The following is a 14,358-nucleotide window of genomic DNA, read 5'->3' on the forward strand; positions in this document are numbered from 1 at the left end:
GCTGCAGAAAACCCAGAAAAGCTGCAGGAATTAATAGATGCTTGGTTTGTAGAAGCAGAAATAAATAATGTACTTCCCTTGGATGATAGAAGTGCTGCTGAAATATTAACGATAGAAAGACCATCGCAAGAACCTGCGAGAGACCGCTATATTTATTACCCTTTCGCTGCAGCGGTACCAGAAGGAAATGCTGTAAATGTAAGAGGACGCTCATATAAAATATTAACCAACGTTGAAACAACAAATAAGACGTCAGGTATCTTATTTGCACATGGCTCACGATTTGGAGGACATTCTTTGTTTATAAAAAACAATAAACTCTATTATGTCTATAATTTCTTAGGCATTAGCCCAGAACAAGTTTTTGAATCATCAATAACATTGACACCTGGAAAACATACCGTAGGAATGGAATTTATTAGAGAAAAAACAGGAGAGAATGGTGAATCAATTGGTTCTACTAAACTGTACATTGATGAACAATTAGTGGCAGAAGGCCCCATGAGAACTCAACCTGCTAAATTCACACTATCTGGAGACGGACTTTGTGTTGGATATGACAGTGGAGACGCGGTGAGTGAATTATACCCATCACCAAGTAAATTTAATAATGGCACCCTTGACTTTGTAGGTGTTACTGTTGAAGGCACACCATATGTTGACTTGGAAGCAGAAGCTAAACGTGTTATGATGAGTCAATAAATAATAATTAATTGTTGGTCTTAGAAACAACTCTATTCCAACAACCTATAAAATAATAGCCGATTTTGTGTCAATTTTTAGGGTTATAAACCCATTTCAATTACTTTGTAAATTGAAACTAAATTGCTCAGAGGTCGGCTATTATTCTTTTAAGAACAACCATATTATAATTATTTAAAAAGCTATCAAGCTATGAAAAAGTTTATTATTTTATTATTCTTTAGTTTTTGTCTTTCCAATTTTAGTTTTTCTCAGGATGCCAATAATCCTATTGATCCAAGTCCAACCATTGGAGTTTTTAATAGAAACTACGCAGATGACTTCATGAGGACTCAGATCATAGCCAATATGACGGTCAAAGAAAAATGGTTCGTTAGGATTTCTGCGGAACAACAATTTAATTACAATTCCGAGAATCAATTTAGAAATGTTGGCCTGTTGGTTGCAAGACTATTTCAAACTAAAAACGGAAAACACAATTTTGGAGTTGGTGGTATTGTGAGTTATATAGATCCTCAAGGCATGGCAGCCGGTGTCAATATCGTTTCTACGAGTAAGGTTGGTAAATTTAAATTTATAACGCTGACGACTTTTCAAATGGGTCATAATATATCTACCATGGAATTTGATCCAGGGATCTACTATGATTTTCCCAAAGGATGGTATTTTAGAAGTCACCCTAGAATGATATTCGATTTTGAATCTAACACAAACGAAATTCCAGTGGGTGCTGGTTTAGGTAAAATAATTAAATCCACGGGACTCGTCACAAATTTATTTTTGGAGCCACAGTATGATTTGGCACAAAATAGGTCTATGCTTTATTTTGGAGCAAAGTTCCTTTTCTAATGGCAATCTTATTTACATTTGAACATAAATTGCTCCGAAGTCCACTATTATTAAACAGACACATTAGCCACAGGCTGAAAAATGAAAACAAACTTAAATATTTACAATTTATCTAGCATCACTATTAATTTGAATAGTTGGACATATTTTTTTCTTTTTTTTATCTTTTTTACCTCTTGCAATAAAAATAAAATTGCTTTACAAGCCGTTTCTTACACTCAATTCGAATTATTTGTTAATGAGACAGGGTATATAACAGATGCTGAAAAATATGGATGGTCTATAGTCCAATTAGATGTTTATAATTACACAACATCAGAAAATGCGACTTGGAAAATACCTGATGGTATCAATAAAGTATCTTCTGGAGCACTTCCAGTGACACAAGTAAGTTACAACGACGCCTTAGCCTATTGTGAATGGGCAAAAAAGAGACTTCCTACCTATGATGAATATTGGGACATCGTAAAGAATGATAAGCGTATTATTATATCAAATAATAAATTCCCAATTTCTGAAATAGACACCGTAAATATAGTAGGTAATGTATGGGACATTACAAAAAATAAAAATAATGAGCGCATAAGACTTGCCGGTGGCTCGCTATTTTGTTCCGAAAAAACCTGTCACGGAACTATTAAAGAAAGAGAACTATTTGTTGATAAAGAAACCGGAAATATAAATATTGGGTTTTCTATTATGGACTTATAACCAACTTAAAAAAACAATCATATTATGATAAACAAAATAACTTTAAGAACATGTATCGCACTGTTTTGTATAGGTCTTAGTCTAAATACTCAGGCACAAGATGAAACTGAAACACAAGGTACTTCAGCTGAAGATTTAGCAAAACAACTTGCAAATCCAGTAGCATCTTTAATTAGCGTACCGTTTCAAAATAATTTTGACTTTAATGTTGGTCCTCTTGAAGGCTTTAGATATACATTAAATATTCAGCCGGTTATTCCTGTATCTATAAATGAGAAATGGAATATGATTAGTAGAACTATTATTCCTGTTATTTCTCAGAGTGATGTGACTGGAGTTGGTAATAATGAAACTGGACTTGGCGATATTGCTCAAAGTATTTTCTTTTCTCCAAAAGAAGTAAAAAACGGACTTGTTTGGGGAGTTGGACCAGTGTTATTGTTACCTACCGCCACGGATAATGCATTGGGAGTGAATAAATGGGGAGCTGGACCAAATGCTTTAATTTTAAAATTACAAGGCCAATGGACTTATGGTGCTTTAGTAAATCATATTTGGTCCTATGCTGGCAGTGGGCTCAATGATGTTGATGCTTCATTCTTTCAGCCTTTTGCAACGTATGCGACAAAAACAGGAGCTTCTTTTACAATAGCCTCTGAAAATACACAAGATTGGAATAATGATTTGTTTGGTGGCTTTACTGGTATCTATTATGCTAAAGTAGTGACATTTGGAAAACAACTGTTACAGTTAGGTGGTGGTCCAAAAGTTTACTACGGAAATAATCAATTTAATCCAGATTGGGGAATTCGAGCAAACGTAATTTTATTGTTTCCGAAGTAGATAAAACTATTACCGTATATATTATTAGTTCTCATTATATACAAAAATTGCTGCGCCAATTCTCTGTATTAGTTTAGTAAATTAACCGCTTAATCGCGTTGCCATTCATGCAGATAACAAACATAAATAAGAGCGCTCAACATAGGTTAGATTACACGAACAAAACCTTTACAATACTGAAATAATGATTATAAAAATAATAGTTATAGGAGCCGTTATTATTGCCTTTAATTTGTTGATACAAGGGTTGGGTAATGTGTTTTGGCTTCGAAAAGTTGCAAGGATAACCAAAAATGAAAATGACATTACAAATAATAAAATTCTTAGAATTTTATTATTTTCATTTTTGCTTTTCACATTAATACATACCTTCCATTCACTAGTTTGGGCATTTTGTTATTATATAATCCCTGAAACTGCGAGTCAGTTTTCTAGCTTATCTGAAGCGGTATATTTTTCTATGGTAACCTTTACAACTTTGGGTTATGGAGATATATCATTGACTTCAGAATGGAGATTACTATCTGGATTAGAAGCCATCAATGGTATTATGCTAATTGGGTGGTCTACAGCAATGATGTTTTCATTAATTCAAAACATCTATAAAAAAATAAATGATAATTAATGAGTAAATCAAAAAGCAAGAAAAAAAGTTCTGTAAAGAAGTTGAGTTTTCTAACTCTGATTTTTACATTTTTAATTTTTATTTGGTATATCGCTTCTGACAGAGTGACACCTAACACAGACCAAGCAAGAGTAAAAGGCTTAGTACTCTCGGTCGCTCCGATGGTTAATGGATATGTTACAAAGGTAAATGTAGGGTTGCATTCCGAAGTAAAAAAAGGAGACACCCTATTTATGATTGACAGAAAACCGTATGAGATTGCTGTAGCGATTGCCGAAACCAATCTTGAAAAAGTTTCACAATCTATTAGTGCAGGAATATCTTCAATAAAAGCAGCCACAGCAAGAGTAAGCAAAGCTAAAGTTAGTTTAGATAGAGCCACCAAAAATTGGGAACGTACACAAAGAGTTATTTCTCAAAACGAAGGTGCACTATCGGAAGCGGATAAGGACCGTTCTGAGGCATCTTATTTAAATGCTATTGAACAAGTAGCATCGACAGAAGCTGGGGTAGAAAAACAACTGGCAGCATTAGGACCAACAGATCAAAACAACCCAAATACGAAAGCAGTTGTAAGCCAATTAGAAAAAGCAGAATGGGACTTGGCACATACCGCTATTGTGGCACCATCAGACGGAATTATTGAAAGTTTTAATGTAGAGGTTGGATATTTTGCTGGAGCTGGAAGGGCTATGGTGACTTTAATTTCTAACAATACGATCTGGATTCAAGCCAATTTAAAAGAAAATAATATATCCAATATTCAAATTGATAACGAAGTTGATGTGATTTTTGATATTGATCCCGGTGAAATATATAAAGGTAAAATAAAAAGTATTTCTTATGGTGTAAGTACCGACAGAACCAATGCTGGTGGCCTACCTAGAATTAGTACGGCACAAGGATGGCTAAGAGACCCACAGCGTTTCCCTGTTATTATTGAAATAGAAGACCCAGAAATTAAGCAGAAACTACGACAAGGAAGTCAAGCTGAAATAGTAGTTTATACTGGAAACAATTGGTTGCTTAACTCTTTGGCAAGTACACGCATATATATAATCTCCAAGTTATCATATGTTAGATAAAGCAAAGGGATTTTACTGGGGCTTAAAAGCCGATATACCAATTTTGCGTTGTGTGTTTGGAGTAACCTTAGCGCTTATTGTCTCTACAACATTAGGCTATTTAGTGCCGCATATAACTGCCATTTTTGCATTGATGTTTTTAGAACCCAATAAAAAACCATTAGGTTTAAAAACTGAAATTGGGATTGTGCTAGGGCTTTCTTTTTTAGGATATTTTGGTGTAATAGTTGGTCAATATCTTATTGACTATCCATTAGTATTGCTACCCATTTTAAGTTTGGTTATTTATTGGTCATTCAGATTTATAAAAATACCCGAACCTATACGCTTACTATTTTTAATACTAGCCGTATTAATACCATTCATAAGCCTGAAAGCTAATATATTGGGAAGTATAGTTTTAACAGCACTCCTTCTTAATTTGATTATTGCATTGGTGGTGATCCGCATCGCATTTTTTATATTCCCTTTAACAACACAAGAAGATATAATTATAGAAAAGAAAAAGCCAAAAGCATATAAAAACATGAACCTGAATAAATTGGCTTTTAATGGTTTATTGGTAGTATTTCCTATCGTTTTTGTATTCTACTTATTCAATTCTAGTATTGCCTTACTAACATTAGTTTTTACAGTATTATTAAGTTTCGATCCTTTTATTTATCAATCTAAAAAAGGAGGTGCATTACTATTTGCAAATGTTCTTGGAGGACTAATAGGGGTTTTAGCCTATAATATTCTAGTCATTGCTCCTAATTACGAGCTATATATATTTTTAGTCGTAAGTATCGCTTTTTATTTTGTGATAAATTTATATTCAGGTAAAAAAATAGCGCCCATCTTTAAACTTAGCTTTAATACGTTTTTTGTGGTGATGGGTACGGTAGCGACATCTTCAGATGAAGCAGGGAATACAATCTGGGAACGTTTAATACAAATAGGACTAGCTATCATATATGTTATTATAGCTTTTAAAATTGCCAATACATTTAATAATCCAAAACTATTGAATGAATAAAAAATATCTAAAATACGGTTTGATTATTACTTTTTTTATAGGGCTTTTATCCTGTCAAATTCAAAAAGACTATTTGGCTCCTCAACTAGAAGAAGTTTCAAATTATAGAAATAACACCACTATTGATAGTACAAACTTCGCGAATCTCTCTTGGTGGGAAATTTTTAATGATAGTACACTAGTTTCTTTAGTCGAAGAAGGACTCAATAACAATCTTACACTAAAAAACACGGTCAGTTTAATAAAACAATCGCAGCTTCAATTAGAAATTGCAAGATCTCAATTATACCCTAGTGTAAACTATGGTGTTGGAGGCGATATTAGTCAAAATTCTCTGGCATCTGCAACAACTCAAAATGTTACTGCAGCAGCAAACGTGTCTTATACATTAGATGTGTGGGGAAGGATTAAAAATCAAAACGAAGCTGCATTACAGGCGTATTTAGCAACAGAAATGGCACGCAACCAGGTACAAGCCACGTTGATTTCGCAAATAGCAACCATTTATTTTACTTTGAGAGATGTAGATAATAAGATTATTGTTGCCGAAAACACGATCAAATCATTGACCGATTTTAAAGATGTTATTGAAGCGAGATATAATGGTGGTTTTATTTCTAAAGTAGACGTAAACCAAGTTACGATTAATCTAAAAGATGCCGAAGTTACCTTACAAGCGCTATTCCGGTCTAGAGGACAACTAGAGAATACTTTGAGTACCGTTTTAGGATCTACACCAAAATCAATTCCAAGAGGATTACCATTACAAGAACAGGTGTTTCCTTCGGAATTACCAACTGGTGTCCCTGTTAGTTTATTAAAACGAAGACCTTCGATACTAATTTCAGAGAGAAGGCTAAAAGCCCAATTGGCAGTTATCAGTGCTACCGAAGCACTGCGCTATCCAGATTTTACATTGTCATTAGATGTAGGATCTCAAATTACTGACCCTAGCCTATTTTTTAGCAGATTAGCAGCTAATCTAGTAGGACCTATTTTTAACAATAACCGTATTAAGAATTCCATTAAAATAGAAGAAGAACGGTTTAATCAACTTGTTGTTGAATATGAACAATCGTATTTATTGGCCTTTCAAGAAGTAGAAGATGCATTAATTGCAATAGATACCTACCAAAAAGAATTCATAATTAGAGGAGAACAATTAGAACTTTCGCAAGAGGCTTTAAATTTATCCTGGGTACGTTATAACGAAGGAGTGACTTCTTTCTTAGAATTTATTAATTTACAAACCTCATTATTTAGTGCACAACTAAATGCATCTGAAAGTTATAAATTACGTCTGCAATCTATCGTTAAACTATACTTAGCCTTAGGAGGCGGATGGGAAAATCAAAACTAAATTTAAAAACCAAAATCAATGAAAAGCACAACCAACATTACATCATTTATTAGACTCGCAGTCTTAGTAGGGCTAATTCTATGGGCATCATTTATTGTTAAACCCTTTATAGGTGCACTAGCTTGGGGAATTATTTTAGCTGTTGCTATCTATCCGTTTTATGAAAAATTAATTACGAAAGCCGGTACAAAACGGAAAAAATTAGTGTCTATAATTTTCACCTTAGTTACAGTTACATTATTAGCTATTCCAACCTACTCTATCTTTAGTTCAGTATTGGATAGTACAACAACAACAATACAACAATTAAAAGAAGGTACATTGCAAATTTCTGCTCCTACAGAAAACGTAAAGGATTGGCCAATGGGAGAAAAAATATATTCAAATTGGGAAAATGCTTCTAAAGATGTGAAAGAATACGCACTTACTAATAAAGAATTTATTCTTGAAAAAGGAAAAGAGGTTTTTGGCAGCTTCTTAGGGCTTATGGGCACATTAGTGGGCTTTATCTTCTCTTTAATTATAGCAATAGTCTTTATGTATAATGCAGATGGAGGTCATAATACTTCCATCAAATTTGCAAATAAACTCATTGGAAAAGAGGGAGAAGATGTCGTTATTATGTCTCGTAATACTATTAGAAGTGTCGTAAAAGGAATTTTATTAGTAGCCATTATCCAAACCATATTAAGTTTTATTGGTTTTAAATTAATTGGTATACCAGCTGCAGGACTTTTTACAATGCTCGTTTTAGTTGCTGCTATTGTTCAACTACCAGTAACCTTAGTGGTACTTCCTGCTATTGCATTGGTGTTTTCAATTACAGATAATACAACGCATGCCATCATATTTACTGTATACATAATAATAGTATCATTATTAGATAATTTTTTAAAACCTATATTATTATCAAAAGGACTACAAACGCCAACCATAATTATCTTTATTGGAGCTATTGGAGGTGTATTACTTCACGGAATTATAGGATTATTTGTGGGCACCGTTGTTTTGGCATTGGCGCATCGATTCTATTTACGTTGGGTGAATTTATCGGAAGATTGAACAATAGCGATCATTAAAGTAACATTAAAAAAACAATCACAGGGTAAAACCTAATGAAGGTTCGCTATTTTATTTTAATTATATTACTCTGTGTTAATTGTTTATCTTACATTAGAAATGCAACAATTATTAATTCAAACTAAATTCAATACTAAACCTTCTAAAGACTTAGTCATCTTAATTTTATTTTATTTTTAAACTTTACAACCATGAAAAAAACCTTTTTATTACTTCCACTTCTATTTATATCTTTTTTTGGGTATGCACAAGAAGTTAAGGACATTGATTCAACAGCCATATTTATTTTAGATAAAATGGCAGATGTTATCGGTGATTTAGAAGCTGTAAGCTTCGATTTAGATACTTCCACAGATAAATTAGATGCGAATAAAAATATTCTAAAACACTACACTAACAGTACGATTTCGTTTTCTGGGTCAGATAAATTACGTATTCGTACAGAGGGCACAAAAGGCAGAAATGGCTTTTATTATGACGGATCTTATATGTCTTATTATAATTATGATGAAAATAATTATATAACTCTTGAAGCTCCAGGATCTACTTTAGAAATGATTGATGAAATGCATGTTGATTATGACTTTCAATTTCCTGCTGTAGATTTTTTCTATCCGTCTTTTACAGACGATATGATGGAACAATTTACTAGTATTAAATTTTTAGGAAAGAAAACTATAGATGACGAAGAGTGTTATCATATCATGGCAACTAATAAAGATTTAAATGTTCAAATATGGGTTACAAATAATACCTATCTGCTTCCAAAGCGTTTTGTTATTATTTATAAAAATAAATCAAATCTACAGGTGGAATCAACGTTTAGTAATTGGTTATTAAATCCTAATATTCCAGATGCGGTATTCGATTTCTTAGCACCGCCAAATGCTAGATTAATAAGCATCCTAAAAAAGTCTTAATTGTAATATCATAAAATTTATTTATCATGACAACATATACATTAAACATAAAGCACAAGTTAGGAATCCTTTTTGTTTTTTTAGCCTTAATTTTTCCTTCAGATTTATTAGCACAACGCATGGGCCATGGTGCTTCTAGAGGTGGAAGTCGTTCTCGTTCTGTATCTAGACCTAGTCCGTCCCGCTCTACACCAAACAGATCAATAAACGGAGGTCATAAAGCAACTAAAAGCAGAAGCTTTTCAAAACCTAAAACTTCTACCAAAAGAACAGCAACAAAACCAAATGTTTCTAGGAATAAAACGACTAAAAACCGAGTTGCATCTAATAAAGCAGGGAATAGCAAAACATCTAATGTTAAAACTAAGAATAGGACTGGTAACAATAACAAAGTGGGGAATAAAACGCACGTTGGTAATAATAACGTTAATATTAATGTAGATAGGAGCAGAAATACGAACATTAGGAATACTAGAAACACAAGTGTAAGACGAGGCTCTAGAGCTTACGTTAGACCACCGTACCGCTACGGTGGTCGCGGTTATTATTGTCACAGACCTTATTTTTACCATCCGTATACACCCTTTTATTATGGTTCATATTATCATCCATGGGGCTATTTCGTAACAACATTAGCTACAACTGCAATTATTGTAGCTATTGTAAATGATGATGATGATGATGATGATGAATATCATTATGAAGAAGGAACATATTATGTTAAAACAGCAGATGGTTTTGAGGCAGTTCAAGCACCAATAGGTGCTCAAGTCGCATCCATACCCAAAGAGGCTGAAAAGGTAGAAGTCAATGAAACCAATAATTATTATTATGGCGGTGCCTTTTATGAGAAAAATGCTGAAGGGTATATAGTTGTGCCTGCAACCGCAGGAACAATTGTTCCTAGTCTTCCAGAAGGAGGAGAAGAAGTGAAGATTGGCGATCAAACCTACGTTCAATTTGGAGAAACATATTATCAACCTATCGAGCTAGATGGAAAAAACATGTACGAAATAGTAGAAATTAAAGAAGAATAGAACACATTTATTATAAGGTAATTCTTAAAAGTGAGGCTTAGTTCTATTTTACTATGCTTCACTTTTTTTAGTGAACAACATTTGAATATTTAATAACCCTCACCAACCAAATTAAGATGTGAAAAACGAAAAAGAAACTCATATTAACGATTTCTCATTCGTCATTCCTTATGTGGGCTGAGATCACCAAGAAAAAAGTAAAGCAGACGTAACATTCAATTTTAAAAATGGAGGTTACTTTTAAACAAAACTAAACATTAATCCCGTTGATGGCGAATTTGATGCATAAGTTAAAATTCTCAAATCGAAATTAAAGGAAATACAAATGATACTGTTAAATCTATAATTTCAAGTTATGTTGAAGTGCACGATTTTAAAATGACAGAAAAAATAATATCGATTTAGAAGCCATAGATCATAATAATAGTAGCTATAGTATCAAAAATTTAGATATTTTAGAATCTCATAACTTTTTTAGAATTTTTAAGATTGAAGAGGAACAAGTGAACTTAACTGATGCTGACCAGCAATCGTTAACCGCAACAGTTTCGTAGACGCCTAGTGCTGAGTTATAAGATATCAACTATAACATCGAAAATCTTAGTGTAAGTAATAGTGTTTTAGATTATACGAACAATCTCACTGGGCAACCCTTCAATTATCATTTAAGTCACATTAAAATAGGGTGGCAAACATTTAAAGATGTTATTGATAAAACAGTAGCTGCACCTGTTAACTTTTTAGTAGGTCTTGTAGCTAGAGACCCTAAAGAACTAGAAGAAATGGAATTTAGGCTTAAGGACACCATTTCTTCAGAAAAGGAGTACAGATAACTCAATAAACTCTTAGATTTAGAATAGAAAAAGGAAGAATTGAAAATCACTATGACTTACTATGTCGATAAAATATTGCAAAAAGATGCTATTACTGCTGAAACGATTGGGCAGCAATTCAATGAAACCATAGGCAAGGATTATCTTAAAAATGATACAGATTATAGCGCATACCTCGTTAACAAAATTGGCAACGATTATTTAAGTACTAGTGATATGATTAACGTACTCTAAAAAGCAATTCCAATAGACAATATAGCAATTACAAGGTCTACGAACCTTATCAAAACAGTTGCTGATTACTTAAAAATACAATATCCAGCTACTGCAATTAATATAGTTAAAGCTAAGTACGAAGCTCTTGAAAATACAGGGACTATCCTAATTTTTTAGTACCCTACGGATTATTAGATGAACAATATAATACGAGTAATTTATCTGAAGAAAATAACACGACTGAAACAAATATAAAATAGTATAATTAAATTTAGAATGAGTAACCAACAGAAATTCCATATCTAAAAGAAAGGGCTGAAAATTTAGATCTAAGGTTATTATTGTTAAATCCAAAGTCAGCGCCAATAAGATCTAAAACACTATACTCATCCAACGCGTTATTTAAATCATCATAAAATTCGTCAGGTGGTGCAATAACATTATCTAATTTAAAATCATAACCACCAGAACCTGGACCCGCTATTAAAAAATCAATACTAAAACGCTTTGAAACAGGTAATTTGTAGCCTATCATTAAACCAACTGAAGTCACCGTTATTTCTGCCTCATACTTAAAAAGATGAGAAATATCTTGACTGTCGACATAAGTACCTTCCAAGTCTGAGTTAAAATCAGAATACTTTAGATAGGCACCTACATAAAAACCACTTAGCATAGATCCATCAACAGATTCATTGATATAATATCTAAACTCTGGAATTAATTTATAGCCAGAATACGTAATATCATTGGTTTGTATTCTATCAGTATCGATACCCGAAAATTGTATAAGACCATCTTCAGATTTAAAACCTACTCCTAAACCAACCGATATATGTTTACCTATTGCACGCTCATAACTAAATGAGAAAAATGCCGTTGGTAAATCGGAGATATCAAGATCTATTTGATTTTTTTGTTGTCTTAGCTCTATATCTTCTTGAGCAATAAGCGGCAAAGACACTAAAGAAAGTAGAAGAATAAGTGGTAAAGTTTTCATAAAAAATTGATTTATAATATGTTCGACATTTAAATATACATTGATAAAATTACTTTTTAACAATTAAAATTTAATTACTTAAAAAGCATAAACGGTTTAATCCTTATCTAATCTAAATACTAAACCACAACTAAACCCACCTAAAATCACTGTAGAACCTGTACTTATACCTGCACCTCCAGGGCCTACATAAACCCCAGCCCAATTAACTGGAAAATACAAGTTTCCTTGTAGATTTAAACCGATAACATCTGTAAGCATAATATTCACTCCTGACTTAAAGCTAAAGGCAAACCTCGTTGTACTATCTAGACTATTCCCTATGATTGTGTTATTTTCATTTGATGGTGAAACAACAACAAGCCCTAAACTAGCTCCAACAAAAGGCCTTACTTTACCTTCTTTAAAATAACGGGTTGCACCAACAAGAAACCAATCTAGGTTAAGGTCTGCAAGTTTACTTTCAATTGGTGAAAAGACAACATCTCTAATTCTTAGTTCTGAACTCATATTAATATACGTCAACTCGGCCATCAATCCTGTATAGGTTTCCACGCCAAGAGTAATCCCAAACTGGCCACTATCTTCCATTTTTAAATAATTTGGGCCATAACCAAGTTTAGCTCCAAATTGATAACCATACGAAGGAGTAATTTCAATGACTTGACCAATTGCACTAAAAGACAAAAGAGCCATTAAAATAAATAGTGAAAGTTTTTTCATAGTAAAAAGATGTATTAATTTATAAAGATTTTATTATCAGATGTTTGGTGAAATTAAAAAAAAATAAAAAACGAACAATTAGATTCAATTAAAATATTTAATGATACTACTTTAGGACATTCCCATTCACTATCAAACCCTTGGTCTAAAAAAGTTCAGATAAATCAATATTAGCCAGTGTTATCAAAACCAAAATGAAGCAAACACAACTATTTTTTCTATCATTTATAATATTAAAGGCAAAAATAGGTTAACCCCTATCTCTATCAAATATCAAATGATATGTAGTATTTAGAAAATAGGTTGGTTTTGGTCAGCACTCATTTTTACTTAAAATAAAACAGACCAGCCTAATCCAAGAACATTTAAATTTGAACCCACATCTTTCACCGTTTCAGAGTGAATATAAAAAACTTTCATCCCTTGTTTTTTTAGTAAAGGAAACCCAAACGCTAGCCCATACTGAACATCACCACGGTCATCATTATTAGGTTGACGGTTAACCACGGATTGACCACCTAGACCATAAGCTAAACTTACAGAAGCCCAGTATCTGGGTTTAAACGTTTTAATTAAATGGGTTTGTAATGCAAACACAGGATCTAGTGTTTTATCCTGTCCGCTAGAGAAATTAGGGTTTTTGCTGAAAAAAGAAACAGACCCTGTTAATTCATAAGACCATTTTCTCCAGTTGTGAACGAAACCGACTTGAGGACGAAATACGAATTGATTTTGACCTAAGTTAATAAGTTTCTCTTCAAAATATTGACCTAGAGGTAAAGTTACCGCTAACGATACTCCTATAGTTGTATTAACAGGATGTGATACCAAATACTCTTGTAATTCTTTTCCTGTGCTTGCAGGTGCACCTGTAAGATTAACAGACAGTCTTATGCGAGGGTCTGAAAATCCATCACGACGTGCACTCGCAGGCACACCATTAAGTAAGCCTTTCCAAGTGGCATTGACAAAGGGGATGACCACATCGAATCGTGCTGCTTTATTGCCTATTTTAAAAGGTCGAATGTAAGATGCTACAATAGAATTTACTTTTACAGTGACGTCTTCAGCCTGTAATAAAGGATCAAAAAGAATATCCCCAGACGTATTTGCATAACCTACAGCCAAAACATTGGTTTTTAATGGTAAAGGATTCCAACGTCTAGGTTCAATATCTTGACCAAAACTAAAATTAACAAAGCAGAGTATAGCACATACAATACTAGTTTTAATTATAAAATTATTTTTTCTAGTTATCATTTTAATATAAAATAATCATTAATTAGTTTTTTTAGTAGTGAAAAAACGCTGGGACTCAAAAAATATTTTCGTTTGTGGTATTTCACATATCAGAAG

At 32.9% G+C, this 14,358-nt stretch carries 14 protein-coding genes and 1 pseudogene; 12 read left to right on the top strand and 3 right to left on the bottom strand.

The window, feature by feature from the left end; translation table 11 throughout:
* From B2U95_RS13080 to B2U95_RS13135, 12 genes and pseudogenes are all read left to right on the top strand, one after another.
* Nucleotides 1-702 (top strand): annotated as a pseudogene (locus B2U95_RS13080) (arylsulfatase); the annotation flags it as partial.
* A gap of 192 nt (nt 703-894) precedes the next feature.
* On the top strand, nt 895-1,551 hold the full coding sequence (locus tag B2U95_RS13085) for a hypothetical protein (RefSeq protein ID WP_296316982.1): 657 nt from the start codon (nt 895-897) through the stop codon (nt 1,549-1,551).
* An 81-nt stretch (nt 1,552-1,632) separates the two neighbouring features.
* Complete coding sequence (locus B2U95_RS13090) at nt 1,633-2,262, top strand: SUMF1/EgtB/PvdO family nonheme iron enzyme (RefSeq protein WP_296316983.1); 630 nt, start codon at nt 1,633-1,635, stop codon at nt 2,260-2,262.
* 24 nt (nt 2,263-2,286) lie between these two features.
* The gene (locus B2U95_RS13095) at nt 2,287-3,105 is read left to right on the top strand and encodes a hypothetical protein (RefSeq protein ID WP_296316984.1); all 819 of its coding nucleotides are present in this window, start codon (nt 2,287-2,289) and stop codon (nt 3,103-3,105) included.
* A gap of 184 nt (nt 3,106-3,289) precedes the next feature.
* Nucleotides 3,290-3,730, top strand: coding sequence for a potassium channel family protein (locus tag B2U95_RS13100; RefSeq protein ID WP_296316985.1), 441 nt, complete (start codon nt 3,290-3,292; stop codon nt 3,728-3,730).
* Nucleotides 3,730-4,815: an HlyD family secretion protein gene (locus B2U95_RS13105; RefSeq protein ID WP_296316986.1), complete on the top strand. Its 1,086-nt coding sequence runs from the start codon at nt 3,730-3,732 to the stop codon at nt 4,813-4,815. Before B2U95_RS13100 ends, B2U95_RS13105 begins: the two co-directional genes overlap by 1 nt.
* Entirely contained in the window at nt 4,805-5,833 is a 1,029-nt protein-coding gene (locus tag B2U95_RS13110) for a DUF2955 domain-containing protein (RefSeq protein ID WP_296316987.1), read from the top strand. Before B2U95_RS13105 ends, B2U95_RS13110 begins: the two co-directional genes overlap by 11 nt.
* Nucleotides 5,826-7,193 carry an efflux transporter outer membrane subunit gene (locus B2U95_RS13115; RefSeq protein WP_296316988.1) on the top strand — a complete coding sequence of 456 codons (1,368 nt, stop codon included), beginning with the start codon at nt 5,826-5,828 and terminating at the stop codon, nt 7,191-7,193. Before B2U95_RS13110 ends, B2U95_RS13115 begins: the two co-directional genes overlap by 8 nt.
* 18 nt (nt 7,194-7,211) lie before the next feature.
* Nucleotides 7,212-8,255, top strand: a complete 1,044-nt coding sequence (locus B2U95_RS13120; protein ID WP_296316989.1) for an AI-2E family transporter — start codon at nt 7,212-7,214, stop codon at nt 8,253-8,255.
* 209 nt (nt 8,256-8,464) lie between these two features.
* Complete coding sequence (locus B2U95_RS13125; RefSeq protein WP_296316990.1) at nt 8,465-9,193, top strand: DUF2092 domain-containing protein; 729 nt, start codon at nt 8,465-8,467, stop codon at nt 9,191-9,193.
* Nucleotides 9,194-9,219: 26 nt separating this feature from the next.
* Nucleotides 9,220-10,230 carry a DUF6515 family protein gene (locus tag B2U95_RS13130; protein ID WP_296316991.1) on the top strand — a complete coding sequence of 337 codons (1,011 nt, stop codon included), beginning with the start codon at nt 9,220-9,222 and terminating at the stop codon, nt 10,228-10,230.
* A gap of 884 nt (nt 10,231-11,114) precedes the next feature.
* Nucleotides 11,115-11,297 (top strand): hypothetical protein, encoded by a 183-nt coding sequence (locus tag B2U95_RS13135; protein ID WP_296316992.1) that lies wholly within the window; start codon nt 11,115-11,117, stop codon nt 11,295-11,297.
* Nucleotides 11,298-11,550: 253 nt separating this feature from the next.
* Here B2U95_RS13135 and B2U95_RS13140 read toward each other — a convergent pair whose 3' ends face one another.
* The 3 genes from B2U95_RS13140 to B2U95_RS13150 all read right to left on the bottom strand — a co-directional run bounded on the left by B2U95_RS13140 (nt 11,551) and on the right by B2U95_RS13150 (nt 14,262).
* Nucleotides 11,551-12,279, bottom strand: a complete 729-nt coding sequence (locus B2U95_RS13140; RefSeq protein WP_296316993.1) for a DUF3575 domain-containing protein — start codon at nt 12,277-12,279, stop codon at nt 11,551-11,553.
* A gap of 96 nt (nt 12,280-12,375) precedes the next feature.
* A complete protein-coding gene (locus B2U95_RS13145; RefSeq protein WP_296316994.1) occupies nt 12,376-13,002 on the bottom strand; it encodes a hypothetical protein in 627 nt (208 codons plus the stop codon).
* 330 nt (nt 13,003-13,332) lie between these two features.
* Nucleotides 13,333-14,262, bottom strand: a complete 930-nt coding sequence (locus tag B2U95_RS13150; protein WP_296316995.1) for a transporter — start codon at nt 14,260-14,262, stop codon at nt 13,333-13,335.
* Nucleotides 14,263-14,358 lie beyond the last annotated feature (96 nt).

Origin of the sequence: Winogradskyella sp. UBA3174, from assembly GCF_002364335.1 — a bacterium.
Taxonomy (GTDB): Bacteria; Bacteroidota; Bacteroidia; order Flavobacteriales; family Flavobacteriaceae; genus Winogradskyella.

Excerpts from the sequence above, each read along its gene's own strand:
- B2U95_RS13085 (WP_296316982.1), top strand. The coding sequence starts at position 895 with ATGAAAAAGTTTATTATTTTATTATTCTTTAGTTTTTGTCTTTCCAAT.
- B2U95_RS13090 (WP_296316983.1), top strand. The coding sequence starts at position 1,633 with ATGAAAACAAACTTAAATATTTACAATTTATCTAGCATCACTATTAAT.
- B2U95_RS13095 (WP_296316984.1), top strand. The coding sequence starts at position 2,287 with ATGATAAACAAAATAACTTTAAGAACATGTATCGCACTGTTTTGTATA.
- B2U95_RS13100 (WP_296316985.1), top strand. The coding sequence starts at position 3,290 with ATGATTATAAAAATAATAGTTATAGGAGCCGTTATTATTGCCTTTAAT.
- B2U95_RS13105 (WP_296316986.1), top strand. The coding sequence starts at position 3,730 with ATGAGTAAATCAAAAAGCAAGAAAAAAAGTTCTGTAAAGAAGTTGAGT.
- B2U95_RS13110 (WP_296316987.1), top strand. The coding sequence starts at position 4,805 with ATGTTAGATAAAGCAAAGGGATTTTACTGGGGCTTAAAAGCCGATATA.
- B2U95_RS13115 (WP_296316988.1), top strand. The coding sequence starts at position 5,826 with ATGAATAAAAAATATCTAAAATACGGTTTGATTATTACTTTTTTTATA.
- B2U95_RS13120 (WP_296316989.1), top strand. The coding sequence starts at position 7,212 with ATGAAAAGCACAACCAACATTACATCATTTATTAGACTCGCAGTCTTA.
- B2U95_RS13125 (WP_296316990.1), top strand. The coding sequence starts at position 8,465 with ATGAAAAAAACCTTTTTATTACTTCCACTTCTATTTATATCTTTTTTT.
- B2U95_RS13130 (WP_296316991.1), top strand. The coding sequence starts at position 9,220 with ATGACAACATATACATTAAACATAAAGCACAAGTTAGGAATCCTTTTT.
- B2U95_RS13135 (WP_296316992.1), top strand. The coding sequence starts at position 11,115 with ATGACTTACTATGTCGATAAAATATTGCAAAAAGATGCTATTACTGCT.
- B2U95_RS13140 (WP_296316993.1), bottom strand. The coding sequence starts at position 12,279 with ATGAAAACTTTACCACTTATTCTTCTACTTTCTTTAGTGTCTTTGCCG.
- B2U95_RS13145 (WP_296316994.1), bottom strand. The coding sequence starts at position 13,002 with ATGAAAAAACTTTCACTATTTATTTTAATGGCTCTTTTGTCTTTTAGT.
- B2U95_RS13150 (WP_296316995.1), bottom strand. The coding sequence starts at position 14,262 with ATGATAACTAGAAAAAATAATTTTATAATTAAAACTAGTATTGTATGT.